This window comes from Methylobacterium sp. 174MFSha1.1, from assembly GCF_900116815.1.
GTDB lineage: Bacteria > Pseudomonadota > Alphaproteobacteria > Rhizobiales > Beijerinckiaceae > Methylobacterium.
Map to the genome: position 1 here is coordinate 1 of NZ_FPCB01000005.1, position 12,747 is coordinate 12,747.

Annotated in this window: 21 protein-coding genes and 1 pseudogene; 18 read left to right on the plus strand and 4 right to left on the minus strand. The window is 66.3% G+C overall.

Annotation, left to right across the window (positions count from 1 at the left end):
• Positions 1-460: pseudogene (locus tag BM430_RS01835) on the plus strand (hypothetical protein); the annotation flags it as partial.
• Between the two features lie 222 nt (positions 461-682).
• On the opposite strand, the gene BM430_RS01840 reads toward BM430_RS01835, so the two are convergent.
• Together BM430_RS01840 and BM430_RS01845 are read right to left on the minus strand one after the other, a co-directional pair.
• Positions 683-898, minus strand: a complete 216-nt coding sequence (locus tag BM430_RS01840) for a hypothetical protein (protein ID WP_093564761.1) — start codon at positions 896-898, stop codon at positions 683-685.
• A gap of 573 nt (positions 899-1,471) precedes the next feature.
• Positions 1,472-2,434: a tyrosine-type recombinase/integrase gene (locus tag BM430_RS01845; RefSeq protein ID WP_244539262.1), complete on the minus strand. Its 963-nt coding sequence runs from the start codon at positions 2,432-2,434 to the stop codon at positions 1,472-1,474.
• Between the two features lie 317 nt (positions 2,435-2,751).
• Here BM430_RS01845 and BM430_RS33690 point away from each other — a divergent pair, with 317 nt between their 5' ends.
• The 14 genes from BM430_RS33690 to BM430_RS35510 all read left to right on the plus strand — a co-directional run bounded on the left by BM430_RS33690 (position 2,752) and on the right by BM430_RS35510 (position 9,859).
• Complete coding sequence (locus BM430_RS33690) at positions 2,752-3,399, plus strand: hypothetical protein (protein ID WP_143131922.1); 648 nt, start codon at positions 2,752-2,754, stop codon at positions 3,397-3,399.
• Positions 3,400-3,458: 59 nt separating this feature from the next.
• Positions 3,459-3,659 (plus strand): DNA-binding protein, encoded by a 201-nt coding sequence (locus BM430_RS01850; protein ID WP_244539263.1) that lies wholly within the window; start codon positions 3,459-3,461, stop codon positions 3,657-3,659.
• On the plus strand, positions 3,656-3,850 hold the full coding sequence (locus BM430_RS01855; RefSeq protein WP_093564767.1) for a hypothetical protein: 195 nt from the start codon (positions 3,656-3,658) through the stop codon (positions 3,848-3,850). The genes BM430_RS01850 and BM430_RS01855 overlap by 4 nt, the downstream gene beginning before the upstream one ends.
• Positions 3,847-4,101: a DUF6074 family protein gene (locus BM430_RS01860; protein WP_093564769.1), complete on the plus strand. Its 255-nt coding sequence runs from the start codon at positions 3,847-3,849 to the stop codon at positions 4,099-4,101. The genes BM430_RS01855 and BM430_RS01860 overlap by 4 nt, the downstream gene beginning before the upstream one ends.
• Entirely contained in the window at positions 4,098-4,604 is a 507-nt protein-coding gene (locus BM430_RS01865) for a GntR family transcriptional regulator (protein ID WP_093564771.1), read from the plus strand. The genes BM430_RS01860 and BM430_RS01865 overlap by 4 nt, the downstream gene beginning before the upstream one ends.
• A gap of 249 nt (positions 4,605-4,853) precedes the next feature.
• Positions 4,854-5,159, plus strand: a complete 306-nt coding sequence (locus BM430_RS01875) for a hypothetical protein (RefSeq protein ID WP_143131923.1) — start codon at positions 4,854-4,856, stop codon at positions 5,157-5,159.
• Positions 5,160-5,161: 2 nt separating this feature from the next.
• A complete protein-coding gene (locus tag BM430_RS01880; RefSeq protein ID WP_093564774.1) occupies positions 5,162-5,437 on the plus strand; it encodes a hypothetical protein in 276 nt (91 codons plus the stop codon).
• Entirely contained in the window at positions 5,434-5,628 is a 195-nt protein-coding gene (locus tag BM430_RS01885; RefSeq protein WP_093564776.1) for a hypothetical protein, read from the plus strand. Before BM430_RS01880 ends, BM430_RS01885 begins: the two co-directional genes overlap by 4 nt.
• Positions 5,621-6,652 carry a helix-turn-helix domain-containing protein gene (locus BM430_RS01890; protein WP_143131924.1) on the plus strand — a complete coding sequence of 344 codons (1,032 nt, stop codon included), beginning with the start codon at positions 5,621-5,623 and terminating at the stop codon, positions 6,650-6,652. Before BM430_RS01885 ends, BM430_RS01890 begins: the two co-directional genes overlap by 8 nt.
• Before the next feature lie 131 nt (positions 6,653-6,783).
• Positions 6,784-7,290 (plus strand): hypothetical protein, encoded by a 507-nt coding sequence (locus BM430_RS33695; RefSeq protein WP_143131925.1) that lies wholly within the window; start codon positions 6,784-6,786, stop codon positions 7,288-7,290.
• 65 nt (positions 7,291-7,355) lie between these two features.
• Positions 7,356-8,210: a hypothetical protein gene (locus BM430_RS01900; protein ID WP_143131926.1), complete on the plus strand. Its 855-nt coding sequence runs from the start codon at positions 7,356-7,358 to the stop codon at positions 8,208-8,210.
• Between the two features lie 123 nt (positions 8,211-8,333).
• Positions 8,334-8,555: a hypothetical protein gene (locus BM430_RS01905; RefSeq protein ID WP_093564784.1), complete on the plus strand. Its 222-nt coding sequence runs from the start codon at positions 8,334-8,336 to the stop codon at positions 8,553-8,555.
• Positions 8,556-9,014: 459 nt separating this feature from the next.
• On the plus strand, positions 9,015-9,521 hold the full coding sequence (locus BM430_RS01910) for a MerR family transcriptional regulator (protein WP_093564786.1): 507 nt from the start codon (positions 9,015-9,017) through the stop codon (positions 9,519-9,521).
• Complete coding sequence (locus BM430_RS35510; RefSeq protein WP_093564788.1) at positions 9,521-9,859, plus strand: HNH endonuclease; 339 nt, start codon at positions 9,521-9,523, stop codon at positions 9,857-9,859. Before BM430_RS01910 ends, BM430_RS35510 begins: the two co-directional genes overlap by 1 nt.
• Before the next feature lie 86 nt (positions 9,860-9,945).
• Here the strand turns inward: BM430_RS35510 and BM430_RS01920 are convergent, their stop codons facing one another.
• Together BM430_RS01920 and BM430_RS01925 are read right to left on the minus strand one after the other, a co-directional pair.
• Positions 9,946-10,245, minus strand: a complete 300-nt coding sequence (locus BM430_RS01920; protein WP_093565366.1) for a hypothetical protein — start codon at positions 10,243-10,245, stop codon at positions 9,946-9,948.
• A gap of 55 nt (positions 10,246-10,300) precedes the next feature.
• A complete protein-coding gene (locus tag BM430_RS01925; RefSeq protein ID WP_244539265.1) occupies positions 10,301-10,585 on the minus strand; it encodes a hypothetical protein in 285 nt (94 codons plus the stop codon).
• Between the two features lie 693 nt (positions 10,586-11,278).
• Here BM430_RS01925 and BM430_RS01930 point away from each other — a divergent pair.
• The 3 genes from BM430_RS01930 to BM430_RS01940 all read left to right on the plus strand — a co-directional run bounded on the left by BM430_RS01930 (position 11,279) and on the right by BM430_RS01940 (position 12,745).
• Positions 11,279-11,497 (plus strand): hypothetical protein, encoded by a 219-nt coding sequence (locus tag BM430_RS01930; RefSeq protein ID WP_093564790.1) that lies wholly within the window; start codon positions 11,279-11,281, stop codon positions 11,495-11,497.
• A gap of 187 nt (positions 11,498-11,684) precedes the next feature.
• Positions 11,685-12,071: a hypothetical protein gene (locus BM430_RS01935; RefSeq protein ID WP_093564792.1), complete on the plus strand. Its 387-nt coding sequence runs from the start codon at positions 11,685-11,687 to the stop codon at positions 12,069-12,071.
• On the plus strand, positions 12,071-12,745 hold the full coding sequence (locus tag BM430_RS01940) for a hypothetical protein (RefSeq protein ID WP_093564793.1): 675 nt from the start codon (positions 12,071-12,073) through the stop codon (positions 12,743-12,745). Before BM430_RS01935 ends, BM430_RS01940 begins: the two co-directional genes overlap by 1 nt.
• The last annotated feature ends 2 nt before the right edge of the window (positions 12,746-12,747 follow it).

Genomic DNA, 12,747 nt, shown 5'->3' on the forward strand with positions numbered 1-12,747 from the left:
CCTGGACGGCGCGACGGCGCGGTTCCGGTTGCCGGCGGGTTGCGGCGACGTGCGACTGCGCTCCCTCGCGAGCACGCCGTCGGGGGTGAGCGACAGCCGGGACGGGCGCCGGCTGGGCGTCGATCTCAAGCGGCTGGCGCTGTGCGACGGGCGAGGCGTCCGGCGTGAGATCGGCCTCGACGACGCGCGCCTGGGCCGGGGCTTCTACCCGGTCGAGCCGCTTGCCTCGGGCGGCCTGCACCGCTGGACCGATGGGGATGCGCTGCTGCCCCGGAGCCTGTGGCAAGGAGACGAGGAAGGGGCCGAGGAAGGGGACGAGGGGGAGGTCACGCTCCTGGTCGAGGTCGCGAAGCGGGATCTTCTGCGCTGGCGGGCGCCGAGCGCCGGGACCGAGGCCGGTCACGCCGACAACGCCATTGGAGCAACCCTCTCTCCCCACGCCGCCCGCTCCGCCGCCTGATCGGGACCGTCTGCGAGAGGCACGCGAGCTGATCGCGCGGGACCGCGCTCGTTCATAGACAAGCCCGCCGCGGGGTGACCCGGGCGGGCTGAGATCTCGGCGGTTCGGCGTGCCTTTCGGCAAGCCTCGACCGTGCTCAGAGACGCTCGGCGCGCCTTCCTTGTGCTGAGTGACGCTCGACTCGAAAGGATACTTGGCGAGGGCGCGGTGAGGCCGCCGCTCTCACCCGTGGGCCGAGACGGTCTCCGGCACGCGCCGAATGGCGTTGCGCCGAATGGTCCCGTCACGCAGCGTGGTCGCCGATGGATCGGCATCGCGATGCCCGATCGGCTGACCTGCCTCGACCTCGCCATTGGAGAGATAGGTGTCGAGCGGCCTCATGACATCGCGAAAAAGATCGCCCACGCCAAGGGCGTCTGTCACTTCAAAAAGCAACATGACCGTTCGACTTTCGAATGTGAGTTGCTGGGCGCCGCTCCGGCGCGCCACGTCTGCCCGAACTACGATTTGGCGCTCGATACGTTCCAGTCGGCCCTGAACTTTGCGCCGCGGAAGCGTGAGGTGCGGTTGCGCCTGGAGGGGGACGGGAAGGTCAGCCCGAGCTGGCGCCGCATGGGCTCCGGCATTCGGTGGCGTTGGGCCTGCGCGAGCACGGCAAGACCGAGCGCGAGATCGCCGATATCCTCGGCCAGAGGACGACCTGCGTCAGGACCGCAGACAGGCGGAGTTCGAACAGGCGCGTGATCGACGATTTGTATGGAGAGGAGGGAGACCCATACGGGGAGGGCAAAGCACCCGACCTCTAAACAGGTCACTGGGTCAGGTGTCTAGAACACATGCCCAGAACGGCACCAAGGACCCCCGTGAGGGGAGCATCATAGCCGCCAAGTGCGTGAAGAATATGGTGGCTGGGGGACGACGATTCGAACCTCGACTAACGGAGTCAGAGTCCAGCTAACATATTTGAAGTAATAGGGATTTTTCCGCCCGTGTTGCAGGCGTGTTGCGCGATCAGCCGAGGAGACGTTCCTCGATCGTTCGGACGGCGTTCTGGTCCGCCTCGTCGTCGCTGAACAGGTGCCCATACGTGTCGTAGGTCACCACGATGCTCGAGTGCCCCATGATCGCCTGCACGCGTTTCGGCGTCATGCCGCTCTCGATGAACATGGAGGCCGCGGCGTGCCGGAGGGCATGGAAGTTGTACCGGCCTTTCGCCACCTTCGCCGGGCTACCATCCTTGCCCTTGCCTTCGACCATCTCGGACACGCCGGCTGCGACCTGCGTCGGCTCCCATCCCCGGGCGATGATGTTGGGATGGTGCTCCACTTGTCCGGCCCCGGAAGGAAACACGAGGTCAAGCTCCCCCTTCGGACAGGCCAGGCGCCATTCCCGCAACGTGTTGACCACCATCGGGCCGAGGGGGACGTCGCGCGTGCCGGCCTCGGACTTCGGCGGCCCAATGCGCTTCCAGGCGTCTGCCCGCTGCCGGACCGTGAGCACGCGCCGCTTCATGTCGATGTCGGCCCACCGCAGCCCGCGCAGCTCACTTGCCCGCAGGCCCGTAAACATCGCCGTCACGATGAGCGGGCGCCAGCGGCCCTGCGCGGCCGCCAAAATCGCCCGCAGCTCCTCCTTGGTCGGGATCTCCACGCGTCCCTGATCGCGCTTCGAGCGCTTCAGCTTCACGTCCGCCACCGGGTTCTGACCGGCCAGCCCGCGGCCCTTGGCGAACCGGAAGATGCGCCCGAGCGACTGGACCGCACGGCGGACCATCTCCTGTGAGCGGCCCTTCGCTCGGAGCTCTTCCGCGAAGGCGTAGACCCTCGGAGTGGTGACGGCGGTCAGCCGCAAGCTGCCAATGAGGGGTCGGATGTGCTCGTTCACGTGCTGCTGGTAGTGCAGCACCGTCGACCACTCGAGGCCCTGCTCCTCGGCGTGCTTGAGCCAGGCGTCCGCCGCCAGTCCGACGGTCATGCTCTGTGATTCCGGGACGTGCACCCCGTGGGCGACCTCGGACCGAGCGCGGGTCAGAAACTGGTCGGCCTCCTTCCTCGTGCTGAATTGCTTAAAGCGGCGCTTGCCACCCCCGTCCACATAGCCGGCGAGCCAGACCTGCTTGCCACTCGGGAGCGTTCGCTTTCGTATCGTTGCCATGCCGTTGCATTCCCTAACTGAGCTACCGACGCGGGCCTGCCCCTTACGATTTTTGCCAGCGCCATGTAGAATGGTACGACATGGCGCTTGACGCGTCCATGGGTTCATGTAATTTTTACCGACATGGGACGGCGCCAATGGCGTTCTTCAACGACATGGTTCGTGCACTCGCAGATGCAGAGGGCATGGATGAAATGACAGTCCGTGGAATTGGCATAATCGTACGCGATAAAGGCCATATATCTAAAGGAGGGCGAGGCCTTTCTGCTGCAAAAATGACCGCAAAGGACGCAACAAATCTACTGATCGGCGTCAATGGCTCCAGCTCAAATCGCGAAGCTGGTGAAATAGTCGATGAATTCCGCAGCTTTCGACAGAAATCAGCAAGAGGCCTGCTCCCTAACGGTAAGGGCCCCCTCTGGGATATCATAATGGCGAAAGCTGATTTCGGCGACGTTCTAGAATGTATGATGGCGACTGCATTCGATTCGTTCTCCGGAGAGGACAAGCTTGGAACTGCAGTTGTCGATGGCTTCGATTTTCCGAAAGGCGGTGTTGATAGACATGACCTAATCTCAGACATACACAATCAAATCAGACTTGAAATAAACTTCTTAAAACCCAGTGGTGGAGCATCGTTAGAACTCAAAGAGAGGGGAGGTGGCTACAAATTTGTTGCTGTCAACTTCCTGCCCGATATAGCGAGGCCGCGAAAAGACAGGCTCGACCTGACTATCATAAGTCAAATTACAGTCCTGAAGATAGCCAAAGCTCTAGTCAAATAATTCAGGAGAAAAATATGACTGTAAATGCAACGCGCTCGTTGGGCGCGAACGATAGTGGCTTGCCGCTCGCTGAAGATCTTATGACCGGAGCTGAGGTCATTGCCGAGTTCATGTTCGGCGATGCGAGCGAGGCGAACCGTCGTCGGATCTACCACGCTGCCGACAAGCTCGGACTGCCGACCTTCAAATTGGGAGGCACGATCTGCGCCCGCCGGTCGACCATCCTGGCCTGGATCGAGCGGCAGGAGGCGCGGTCATGAAGCAGCAGCAGACCCGCGGCGAGATCTCTGTCTACGCCGGCCGCACCCTCCTCGGGACGATCCGGCGCTCGGCCGGCAGCGTCTACGCCTTCATGGTCGATGGGACGCCCGTTGGCGCCTTCGGGGATCAGAAGGCCGCCACAGCCGCACTCGCGGCCCAGACCGCCGGCACGACGGAGGACAGCCGATGAGCGCCATCGTGGTGCCCTTCCGGTTCGCTCGCCGCGTCTCGCAGATCCGGAAGACGGCGGCCTACATGGCGGGCCTGCCGGCAAAGCACGCCGAGGGACACCTCCGGGACCAGCTGCGGCGCCTTGAGGATGGCTTGCGCAAGAAGGGTGTCGCCGACCCCCTCGTCCGGAGCGAGGTCGCCAGCTACGAGGCTGCGATCCGAGCCAACCTCTGGCGGCTCTTGATCGTCGGAGAAGGTGGTGCCGCATGACCAAGCGGCACAACCACACTGGCCGATCGGAGAAAGCCGCCGATCACGTCAGGCTCTACGCCTGGTTCATGGACAGCGCGGCTTGGCGGGATCTCACGCCGGTCGCTAGGGCCCTCTACGTGCTCCTCAAGGCGCTCTACAAGGGCAACAACAACGGCCTGCTGGTCCTGTCCGTCCGGCAGGTTGTCGAGGAACTCCACATCAGCAAGTCGACCGCTGCGAAGGCGTTCCTCGAGCTGCAGGCGCACGGCTTCATCGAGGCAGTGATCCGCGGCAGCTTCGGAGGGCGCAAGGATCGGCGGGCGACGGAATGGCTGCTGACCGAACACCGATGCGATGTGACCGGGAATCTGCCTTCGAAGCGCTTCATGCGCTGGACCCCCGGGAGCAATTTCACAGTCCGCGGAGAGGGACAGGGTGTCCCTCAGGGCGGACTGTCTGTCCCTCAGGGCGGACTGTTAAAATCCAAAGTGGCCGTTTCTGTCCCTCTCCGCGGACTGTGAACGCCGTTCAAGGCCGTCCATAGGTACTCAGGGCGGACACTATATAATTTACCAGTGAGGGAGCGAAGCGGACGAGACGCTTCCTGTACTGGCCTCCTTCAACCCCAAGCTTCGAATGCTGAGATCGCGCACCTGCCCGGTGCGTGGGGCCTGTCGGCTGCCCTCTGCCGATCGGTGAGCCTGACACGAGGGAGGCCGAGGAGCGCCTGGACCGCGCCCCTCAGCCGCATCACCAGACAGGGGAACCTGATGACGACCAAGATATACAGTGAGCAGTCTTGCGAAACAATGAACATCGACGCGACGCGCGTTGTCCAAGTGAGACAAGGGCAGGTGAAGCGACTGAACGAGGCGCTCGGCGCGATCGAATACGACCTCGCCCACGTAGAAGGCATCGGCAAGCTGATGGGCCACCTCGCTGACAGTCCGCACAAAATCGAGCCCGAGGTGCTGTACGCTGTGGGCGCGGCGATCGAGAAATTCCACCAGCAGATCGAGGAGCGGTGGCAGGCAGCCGTCGCGATTGCCTTCGAATTTCCGGGCCGGGAGGCGTGACCATGGCCTCCGTCCCCTTCACCATGAAAATCGACATCCCGCTGCGCGACACGGCCCGGGCTGCCCGCCTCGGCGAGCAGTGGTTGTCGTCGCTGTCGAACCGCGGCTTGGACAGCGAGGATCGCCGGTTCTTCTTGTCGCCGCGCGAGCTGGAAATCCTCGAGTTCGTCCTCGACGACGTCGCCAAGCGGGCAGAAGCCCTGGTTGCGCTCCTTGATGCCGAAGCCGACGAGGTGATCGAGGATCTGAACCGCACGATGCAGGAGGGCCGGCCGTGACCGCTCGAGCCGGCATCACTGCCCTCGTCCGCGCCGCACGGGCATGGCGGCTCCTGACGGGCTCCAGGAGCGACACACGGCGCGCCCGGCGCCACCTCGAGCTCCACGACGCCTTCACGGCCCGGGCGGAGGCACGGCTGCTCGTCGCTCAGGAGCTCGGCGGCTCCATTGGAGGCCGCCGCCATGGCTGATGGCCTGGAGACATTCGCCAAGGTCCGCGCCCTTCACGATCGCGCCTCGACCCCGGGCGAGAAGGCTGCGGCCGCGAGCCGGATGGAGGTGCTCGCCCGCTCTGTCGGCATGACGGTCGCGGAGGCGGTGTTCAAATTGGATACCCCCAACCTGAAGACGCGGGCCGAAGCCATGGTCGACGCCTTCAATGAGCTCTTCAACTCGCCGGAGGCGCGGGCGCAGCGCGCCAAGGTGGAGGCTGATCGCTTGGCCAAGTGCCAGGAGATCATGACGCGGTACGACACCGAGCAAGCGGTGTTCGCTGACACGCCCCGGGAAGCCGCTCTCCGGGCGGCCTGCGCCCATATCTACGAGCCACGCCATGATTTCGAGGGCGCTTACCGGCTTGCCGGTTGGGATCCGTTCGACGGCCGTGACAAGCTGCCTGCCTCCGTGCGCGAGGCGGTCTGCCACGGCTGGCCGCTGCCCGTAACAGTCGCCCAGGCCTTTGCCGAGTTTCAGGAGGCCGAACGGCTTGAAGATGATCGCTGCGCGATCAACGGAGGCGATTATAGCTCCCACTCGTGGGTGGAGGCCCGGCGCTACGTCCTGGAGGAGTTGCTGGATAGCCTGCCGGCGCGCTCGATGCGGGATCTACGAGCGCGCCTAGCGTGGATGCAGCACGTCTTGGACCTTGGGTTTAGCCGGCCAGCTGAGCAGGATCAGGCTTGCCTCAACGCCCTTCGTGGCGATGTCGACCGGATGGGTGAGCGGATCCGGGCAGCGGAGCACAGTCCAGCCATCCAAACTGGACACGGTGAACGCGGGGGCTTGAAGCCGTCCAGATATGTGGGCGGCCAAGAGGACCGGCTCAAATCTCAGACCGTTCAAACTGGACACCGGCCGACGACGCGGGCTGAGCGCCGCGCTGCCGCCGCAGCCCTGATCGCCGAAGGCCTCTCCGACCGTGAGGTGGCCCGGCGGCTCGGCATCTCACCCACCACCGTTGGGACGATCCGTCGGAGCGCCGATTCGTCCTCCTGAGCCCAGGAGCCCCCCGAGCCCCAAGCGCGCCACCGCGGCGCGCTTCGGCTTCGCGGCGGTGAAGTCCCGGCCTGGCATCATCTCACCCGAAGGCGCCCCAGCGCCTCAGCATCGAACAGGGATGTCGCAGCATGACCCGTCCCACTCGCGATCACGCCACCAGTGACCTGTTCGCCTGCGGAGCCCAGCAGCAGGCTGACGTTTGCAACGGCGAGGGGACCACGGCTGGCATCCCGTGGGATCGCCGATACGGACCGAAGCCTGGCGTCCGGTGGAAGCACGCCGGCAAGGGATTCGCCCCTTCGCCCGTCCGCGCGCATTCGGTTCGTCAAGGACACATCCCCGCCATCGATCCCACCTCGGAGAGCCTACCGGAGCAGATCGGGCTTGGAGATCTGGCCGCGCCGGCGGTCGACGCCCAGGCGCTCGCTGGCGAGTTGCAGGCCTATGCGGGCGGGCGGCTCACCGCGACCCTCGCCACGCTGGTGCTCGACACGCTCCGCCGCCGGGACACCACCAAGACGGCACTCGCCCGGGCGATCGGCGTCGAGCACCCCCAGATCATCCGGGCGCTCAACGGCTCGCGCGGCCTCAGCCGAAGCGCCGCGGCCAATCTGAAACGCTGGCTGGCAGCGTGATGCGCGGCGCCGTGGCGCACCAGGATCCCGCCTGCAGCTTCCCGACGATGGACGGAGTTTTTAGCGTGAGTGCGTCCCCCCTGCCGATGCCGATCAACGAGGCCCAGGACTTCGAGAGCTACCGCGGGGCCGTCGGCGCCCGCGATCAGCTGCTGCGCGAGGCGGAGCGCCTGCGTGAGAGCGCGGCTCGCCTTGAGCAGGCAGGCTGCAGCATCCAAGCCGAACTGACCCGCAAGCGGGCGATCGGGATGGAGCAGGCGGCCGCCGATCTTCAGGTTGCCCTGACCGGCCACGAGGAGCGCCACCCCGGCTTCCGCCGCCGGCTGAAGGCGGAACGCAAGCGCGAGGCCGCCCTTGCCCAGGCCGATGCCGCCCGAACGAAGGCGCTTCGGGATCTCGACGCCAACCTCACCTTCGACCGCCGCATCGCCGGTGGCAGCCGCGAGATCCGCCTCGGCAACGCGAAGGGCCGGAGCGAGGCACGGCTCACCCTGGCGGGCTACGGCGCCCTCATCCGAGACCCCAAGGAGCGCACCGAGGCTCGCCTGCGCGCCATGGAGGCATTCGACGAACTCTGGCACCGGGCCGAGGTCGGCCTCTACCCGGAGCCGCGGTTCGAGCCTGCCGTCGACACCTCCGCTGGTGCCTCAGGCATCACCGCCCACCGCATGGATGGCCTGGCCGAGATGCAGCGCCTCACCGCCTACATCGGCCGCCAGGGGCAGGCCCTGCTCTGGATGCGCGTGGTGGACCGGCAGGACTTCACCGCCATCGCCCGGGTCACAGGCCGCGATGCGCGCGACGTGTCCGCCCTGGTCCTGTCCGCGATCGACAGCGTCGCCGGCTTCTACGGCTTCGGCCGGCCCGCTCCCGAGGTGGAACGCCTCGATGCGGCGATGGCCCAGGCATCATGCGCATGAAGACCTAAGTTCAACTTAGCCCACCGTCTGTGAACGAGATAATATTCAAATTTATCGGTCATATACTGTTGACCGCGCATCTGCCTGCAAGTAAAACATAAACACAGGCAGAGGAGATACCAAGTGAACCACGAACTCGCCACCGCCCTAAACCAGATCATCGCCCAGGCTACTCCGGCCACGGCCGAACAGAGCATCGAGGACGCCTTCGCCACGCTCCTCGCCGGAACCACCCCGCAGCCGGCGCCCCGGCATCCGGTACGCTGCCCGGTCACCGGCGGGGTCTACGCCTTCGTCGCAACAGCCGAGGAGGCGCAGGCCTGGAACGACCGCCTCGCGGCGTGATCCCTGATGCGCCCCGCCGTGGGGCGCCCACACCCCGAAGGATCGACCGGGCGGCCGCAGGGCCACCTTTCATCGTTCTGGGGTGGCGTGCGCCGCGGCGGCGCGCGTCCGGCCGCTGGCTGGACCTCCAACGCAATCCGGCCCAGCGGCCAGCGTCTCCCCTCGCGCGAGAAAATCGCCGCCCTGCGACGTTGACGTATTACGTGAACTCCATCCGCGATTTGGGTTCCATTAGTTCACGAAGCGTCTTCGGTTAACCCCTTGCAGTTGTGCGCAGACCCCGGCATCAATCTTCCTACAGTTCGAAGTGTGTCCAGAGCCTGGCGCCAGCCAGCCGGCTGCATTTCCCCCTGATCCCCAACCCTCGTGATCTCGCCCATCGGCGAGCCCAGCCTGCGCCCTCCCGGGCCGTGGGCCGCACGGCGTTGGGGCCACCACTCGCGCACCCGAGGTCGACCCATGCCCAGCCCCAGCCAGGCAGCCCCCTCCTATGTCACGATCGCCGCCGCGGCGGAGCAGGTAGGCGAGCCCGCGCACGTCCTGAGGTTCTGGCAGCAGCAGTTCCCCCAGATCCGCCCGCTCATCAGGGCCGGCGGGCGTCGGCTCTACGACCGCGCAACCCTCGAGCTTCTCGCCGGGATCCGGCACCTTCTGCGGGACCAGGGCCGCACCATCGCTGGCGCTCGGCAGGTGCTCGACCAGCACGGCGCCGCGCACGTGCGCGCCCTCGGCATCGCCGCCCGCGACCAGGCCAGCAGCCCGATGCCGCCTGATATCGTCCGCGGCGAGCTCGACGTGACGGCCGCTCGGGCGATCGACAGCGGCACCTCTGCGCAGCTCGTTGGGGAGCAGCTCGTCCTCGCCGGCATTCAGATGCTGCGCGACTGCGGCGCTGGCGCCGGCACCCTCGAGATGCTCGCGCTCGCTTACGAGCAGCCCAAGCCGGCCACTTCTGCGGTGCGGTGATGCGCAAGTCCCCGAAGATCCGTCTCGCCCGGCCCCTCCTGAAGGTCGCCGACCATCGGACCGTGAGCCCGCCGCCGAAATCCGCTGACCCGGAGTTGCTGACGCCCGAGCATAGAGCTTGGCGCCTCGCTGTCCTCCGGGCTGCACACTGGCGCTGCCAGTGGCCCGGCTGCGACGCCCAGGGTGGACAGGGCGGCGTGAGCCTGATCGCCGATCACATCGTCGAGCGCTCCGACGGTGGCACCCTCTACGACCCGGCGAACGGCCAAGCACTATGCAGGGACCATCACGCCCTGAAATCTGCCGACGCCCGTGCTCGCCGCCACGGGCTGCGCTGAACGCGGTTCACGCCCAGCGCTCTCGTGATGGCGAGGCCGCCGATACCGCTGACCAGCCGGCACAAACGACCCCGTTGGCCCCTCGCTTAGGCGACCTTCTCCCCATGGAAGGTCTCTATCGAGTCCATGACCTTATCGGCATTCGCATCGTCGACCTGGACCGAAACCCTGACCTTCCCGCGCAATGCTGGCTCGCCGTCCGTGTCGGACTTCAAGTGCCCATCTTCCACGTCAGCCCGCGCCGCTTCCGTCCCGGACGTGTTCTCGCTTGATGCCGGCCCGATGCTGACGGCCTTCCGGTCCAGGTCGTGCTCCTGCACGATGTGCTCGACCGCCATCTCGGCGTCCCGGCGCGATTTAAAATCAGCTGTGATAGTCTTCGGCATGGGGAGCTCCGACATGCGTGGATGCAGGTCGGCAACAAGCCTCCCCGGGGAAAGTTCAGCCCACGTCGAAACCGCCTACGGCGTACGCACGACGGCTCACGGCCGGCCACTCTTTCGCACGGCGCAGCGGGATGCGGGCTTCGATCAGGAGATCATCGTCGAGCAGCCCTGGCGCCACCTCGAGCGAGGCTTCGGGAAAGGCCTCAAGGATGGCTCGCGCGGCCGCATCGATGTGCGCTTCGCGATTGGGGCCGTACTCGATCAGGACGTGTTTGAGGACGCGGAGCATGGCGGCGGTGTACCCGCCCGAGGTCCCCACGCGGTAGTGCGCGCCGGCCACGGGCCGCTGCCGGATCAGGGCAGCAGCGGGTTCAGCACCGGCGCCAGCGCCAGACCGAGAACGAAGGCGGCGACTGCCATGCGACGGAATTGGTTGGACGTGACCATGTGAGCCTCCCAAGCGACTGCTTTCAGCCGGCGTTGCGAGATTTCGTAGCCGTCGGTGATTGCGTGCGTGTGTTGTGGATCGAGGCGAATTGTTTCGTGGTGCGGAGGCGCACCAGATCTCGCACGAACCGACCTCACCGGAAGCAGATATTCCAGAGGAGCACCTCGACCAGCAGCGTGAGCATCGTGCTGCCCTTCCTCGCTCGGCAGCATGACCCATCGATTAGGAGGCCAGGGAAGCCCACCAGGCTTCCAGTCCAGCAAGCAGCGTCCCACACGACCGAACCCGCCCACGGCCCGCCTGAGCCAGCCCCTGAGCCCGATACCCATGGGGCTGCCACTGACGTCGAGGGGGAGGGGGAGGTCAAAAGTCTGGGGCGGATGGGGGTTCGCACCGCAACGGGTGCCCGGCGTAGATTTTTTCTGCCACCCTTGGAATTTTCACGTCACAAAACCCCCGGCGAAGACCCCTTTCTGGAGACATTTCCGGGCCGTTTCCCTTGATGTTTCAGGCCGTTGAGGTTTTCGCGCAGCCTGTCGCGAAATGCCCACTGACCGAGCCGTGCCTCACGACCAGGAGCCCGCCGTGAACGACAACCAGAACCCCGCGCTGCGGCACGCCACGAACAGCATCGTCATCGCCGGGGAGCGCCTGATCGGCCCGGGAATCGACGAGAAGGTGGTCGGCCTGGCGATGCTCGCCGCAGGCGTTGCGCATCTCGGACGTCTGATGCCGGCCGAGGCTCTGCGGGATCACCTCAGCCGCCTGGTGGAGGAGTTGGCCGGGGCGGAGGCTCGGCCCTGACGCCCGCCTCGCGAAGCTGACCGCGTCCACCGAGGCGTCCCGCGCCCGGAGCAGCGCGCCCTCTGATCAAATTCCCGCCGGCCCTGGCGGATGCTGCGGGTGGACCTCGCAGAGCCGGTGCGCCGGCAACCCCGAGCAGGCGGCGGAAATGCCGGCTGCCCGAGCGTCCCCAAACTGGAGAGACACCGTGAAAATCTCGGACATCAAGGAATTGGGTGACCGCATCGAGAACGGCGGCTGGATGGACGACATCCCCGGCCTGCCAGGCCTGCGGCTCAAGGTGCGCGGCGTCGGCAGCACGGCCTACCGGCGGCTCGAGGCACGGCTGATCGAAACCGTACCGCGCGCGGAGCGCACCCGCGGCATCGACCGGGACACCGCAGAGGGCATCGCCAGCCGGTGCCTGCACGAGGTCGCACTGGTCGACTGGGCCGGCCTCACTGGCGAGGACGGCGAACTGCTGCGCTACGATCCCGAGACGGCGCGCATGCTGCTGACCGATCCCCTCTACCAGAACTTCCGGCTGGGCGTGATCTGGGCCGCCGAGCGCGTCGGCCGGCTCGTGGGTGACTGATGGCCATCATCCGCCGCATCGCGCCCTTCGATCGCAGCGTGGGCCTCGTCCTCGACAAGGCACTCTCGAAGGAAGTGCGGGCGCAGTACGCCGCGGCGGCGGCCCGCGCAATCCTGTCGGAGGCTCAGGACGCTCATAAGGCGGTCCTGGGGCGGGTGCCCGATCACCACACCTTCGTCGACGGGCGGGAGGGCACCGCCCTCGAGACGGTCAACCCGGACGGCGGCCACATCGTCTTCCGGTTCGAGATGATCGAACAGGCGTTGCTCTGGATCCGCGATCGACTCGAAGAGAACTCGCCCGTCTTGACCGGCGAATACCAGAAATCCCACACCTTCTACGTTGACGGCCACGAAGCCGAGGTGGGCCAGCCGATCCCGGCCGGAGCCTCCGAACTCGTGTTCATGTCGCTCGCCCCCTACGCCCGCAAAATCGAACGGGGCCTGTCGAAACAGGCGCCCGATGGCGTCTACGAAGGCGTCGCAGCCCTGGCGTCCCGCCGATTCGGCAACCTCGCCAGCATCTCGTTCGGCTTCCGCTCGCCGCTCATGTCCTACGTGGCCGGCGGCGCCAACCGGGCCGAGCGCGCCGCTCTCCGGAACCAGCCGGCCCGCCGATCCGCCATGCGGATGGAGCGGGAAACCCGCGTCCCCGCGATCATCATCCACCTGTGAGG

Bases quoted from the DNA above. Each gene is read 5' to 3' on its own strand.
- BM430_RS01840 (WP_093564761.1), bottom strand. From the start codon at position 898: ATGTTGCTTTTTGAAGTGACAGACGCCCTTGGCGTGGGCGATCTTTTT.
- BM430_RS01845 (WP_244539262.1), bottom strand. From the start codon at position 2,434: ATGACCGTCGGACTGGCGGCGGACGCCTGGCTCAAGCACGCCGAGGAG.
- BM430_RS33690 (WP_143131922.1), top strand. From the start codon at position 2,752: ATGGCGTTCTTCAACGACATGGTTCGTGCACTCGCAGATGCAGAGGGC.
- BM430_RS01855 (WP_093564767.1), top strand. From the start codon at position 3,656: ATGAAGCAGCAGCAGACCCGCGGCGAGATCTCTGTCTACGCCGGCCGC.
- BM430_RS01860 (WP_093564769.1), top strand. From the start codon at position 3,847: ATGAGCGCCATCGTGGTGCCCTTCCGGTTCGCTCGCCGCGTCTCGCAG.
- BM430_RS01865 (WP_093564771.1), top strand. From the start codon at position 4,098: ATGACCAAGCGGCACAACCACACTGGCCGATCGGAGAAAGCCGCCGAT.
- BM430_RS01875 (WP_143131923.1), top strand. From the start codon at position 4,854: ATGACGACCAAGATATACAGTGAGCAGTCTTGCGAAACAATGAACATC.
- BM430_RS01880 (WP_093564774.1), top strand. From the start codon at position 5,162: ATGGCCTCCGTCCCCTTCACCATGAAAATCGACATCCCGCTGCGCGAC.
- BM430_RS01890 (WP_143131924.1), top strand. From the start codon at position 5,621: ATGGCTGATGGCCTGGAGACATTCGCCAAGGTCCGCGCCCTTCACGAT.
- BM430_RS33695 (WP_143131925.1), top strand. From the start codon at position 6,784: ATGACCCGTCCCACTCGCGATCACGCCACCAGTGACCTGTTCGCCTGC.
- BM430_RS01910 (WP_093564786.1), top strand. From the start codon at position 9,015: ATGCCCAGCCCCAGCCAGGCAGCCCCCTCCTATGTCACGATCGCCGCC.
- BM430_RS35510 (WP_093564788.1), top strand. From the start codon at position 9,521: ATGCGCAAGTCCCCGAAGATCCGTCTCGCCCGGCCCCTCCTGAAGGTC.
- BM430_RS01920 (WP_093565366.1), bottom strand. From the start codon at position 10,245: ATGCCGAAGACTATCACAGCTGATTTTAAATCGCGCCGGGACGCCGAG.
- BM430_RS01940 (WP_093564793.1), top strand. From the start codon at position 12,071: ATGGCCATCATCCGCCGCATCGCGCCCTTCGATCGCAGCGTGGGCCTC.